The organism is Candidatus Desulfatibia sp. (assembly GCF_036446775.1).
Classification (GTDB): domain Bacteria; phylum Desulfobacterota; class Desulfobacteria; order Desulfobacterales; family UBA11574; genus Desulfatibia_A.
The window spans coordinates 1-2,634 of the sequence record NZ_JAZFTO010000384.1 but is presented as its reverse complement, the minus strand read 5'-3'; the positions used below and the strand labels follow the sequence as shown (position 1 = coordinate 2,634).

The following is a 2,634-nucleotide window of genomic DNA, read 5'->3' as shown; positions in this document are numbered from 1 at the left end:
GTTCACCGCAGAGTCGCAGAGGACGCAAAGACAATGAATATTTTTCTTTCTGCTGAGAGGGCAGAAAAAAACTATTGTTTAAAGCTCATAGAGTACTAATATGATGATGGATATCAATAAATTAAGCAGTAGAATCATCGGAGCGGCTATAGAGGTACACAAAGCCCTTGGACCTGGTTTGCTTGAATCCGCATACGAAGAATGCATATGTTACGAGCTGAGTATAGGAGGCTTATCATTAGAAAGACAGAAGCCTTTAGCTGTCCAGTATAAGGGGATAAATCTGGATTGTGGCTACAGGCTGGATGTAGTTGTTGAAGATGCAATCATACTTGAATTGAAATCATGCGAGAAGATTGAGCCGATTCATAAGGCCCAGCTTTTGACATACCTTAAATTATCTGGCATTAAATTGGGACTACTTTTAAATTTCAATGTGACCCTTATGAGAGAGGGCATAGTGCGAATTGTAAATGAATTAGAAGAATAATCGGCATGGGATGGATCTTTTTGCTTTCCGGCCTTCCTGCCCTGTGGAATGCGAAGCTTATTCCTCTGGGGTAAGCGGAAAGCAAAAAAAAGATAACCCTTTGCGCTCTCTGCGACTCTGCGGTGAACTATTACAGATTATAGAGCTCCAACATGGATTCTGTCAGGCATCTCATTGAAATCGCGCTTAAAGAAGATATCGGTCCCGGGGATATCACCACGGAAAACCTCATTGCTCCGGACCTTGAAGGTTCAGGTGTAATTTTAGCGAAAGAACCCCTGGTTATCGCCGGACTGGATGTAGCCCGGCAGGTTTTTGAACATCTTGACCCTGAAGTTATCTTCAAATCAGACTACAAGGATGGCGATGCCGTCGTCGCCGGAGATATGGTGGCGCATGTTGAAGGAAAACTGCGTGCACTCTTGATGGGCGAGCGTACGGCCCTGAATTTTCTTCAGCGTCTCTCGGGAATTGCCGGCCATGTGCGTTCATATGTGGATGAAGTCGGTAAAACAAAAGTTCGCCTGGTCGATACACGCAAAACAACTCCGGGATGGAGGATTTTGGAAAAATATGCCGTGCGTATCGGCGGCGCGCATAATCACCGCATGGGACTGTATGACGGCATATTGATAAAAGATAACCACATTGCAGTCTGCGGCGGTGTTAAAAAGGCCGTGGAACGTATGCAAAAGCACAGGTCCCATCTTTTAAAAATTGAGGTGGAGGTTTCAGAGCTTTACCAGGTTAAGGAAGCTCTGGGCGCCGGTGCCGACGTTATCATGCTCGACAACATGAATATTGCGCAGATCAGGGAAGCTGTAGGGATAGTTGACGGCAGGGCCATGGTGGAAGTGTCCGGAGGAATCACTAAAAGCGGCCTGAAGCAGTTGGCAGATACCGGTGTTGATATCATTTCTGTCGGGGCGCTTACCCACGCTGCCAGAAGTGTGGATCTTAGTATGCAAATAAAGAGTTTCCAAACATAAATGGCTATTTTCCCGATGAGCGGCGTTCTCCGCGGGTTTCCGCCCTCGACGTACAGACGTACGCCTCGGGCAAAAACCCTTGTGCGGCCTTGCTCATCGAAAAAATATCTCATTTATGAATTGGAAACTACGCAGTGATCAAATGTATTTATGGATGGGCACTAATTTATATTTATTTAAGCTATAAAATCGCGTCGCGATTTTATAGCTTAAATAATTATTATGATACCGATTCGAGACACAATCCCTTCTAAAAATTATCCGGTCGTTAACAATGCAATCATCGGCATTAATGTTATAATTTTCCTTGTGCAGATGGCCCAGGGCCCCGGTTTAGAGCGTTTCATCTATGTGTACGGCCTGGTTCCCGCGCGTTACTCGACTCCCCATATTTCTTCCTACTTCAACTGGTTCCAACAGGTTTTTTCCGTCATTTCCTATATGTTTCTGCATGGCGGGTTCTGGCACCTTCTGGGGAATATGTGGTCTTTGTATATCTTCGGCGATAATGTGGAAGACCGCTTAGGGCCTTTTCGCTATCTGGGATTCTATCTGATTTGCGGTATCATGTCCGGTCTTGCCCATCTGATTTTCAATTTTCATTCAACCGTCCCTACTATCGGGGCCAGCGGGGCCATCGCGGGAGTCATGGGAGCTTACCTGATACTTTATCCACAATCAAAAATTTTGACTTTAATCCCGATCATCTTTATCCCCTGGTTTGTAGAAATTCCCGCCTTTTTCTTTTTAGGGTTCTGGTTTGTAATGCAGTTTATTAATGCTGCCGGCAGCCAAGGCGCTGCCGGCGGCGTTGCCTGGTGGGCCCATGTGGGCGGTTTTGCCTTTGGTATCATCTTTTTAAAGCTTCTTTTTCTTTTGCCTGAAACCGGTGTCAGCCATAAAATACGCAAGGTCACCGCCAAAAGAAAGACCGAGCGCCTGCAAGTTATTCGCCCCATTGGTCCGGGAAGCGATCCCCACCTTTACGGTACAATTGCGATCACATCCTTTGAGGCATCGACCGGTACCAGCAAACTGGTAAACATCCCCTGGGGGTTTAAAAAACGTCTGGTTAGAGTGGTTGTTCCGCCGGGAGTGAAAGAGGGCAGCAAGCTGCGGTTAAAGAGTATGGGAAAAATTGCACCCGACGGCCAA

At 46.4% G+C, this 2,634-nt stretch carries 3 protein-coding genes; all 3 read left to right on the top strand.

Annotated features, from left to right (window positions below; translation table 11 throughout):
- Nucleotides 1-100 precede the first annotated feature (100 nt).
- A complete protein-coding gene (locus tag V3S16_RS17495) occupies nucleotides 101-490 on the top strand; it encodes a GxxExxY protein (RefSeq protein ID WP_413887298.1) in 390 nt (129 codons plus the stop codon).
- Between the two features lie 152 nt (nucleotides 491-642).
- Entirely contained in the window at nucleotides 643-1,479 is an 837-nt protein-coding gene (gene nadC / locus V3S16_RS17490) for a carboxylating nicotinate-nucleotide diphosphorylase (protein ID WP_413887296.1), read from the top strand.
- Between the two features lie 222 nt (nucleotides 1,480-1,701).
- Nucleotides 1,702-2,634, top strand: a 933-nt coding sequence (locus tag V3S16_RS17485; protein WP_413887294.1) for a rhomboid family intramembrane serine protease, incomplete at its 3' end; no start/stop codon positions are given.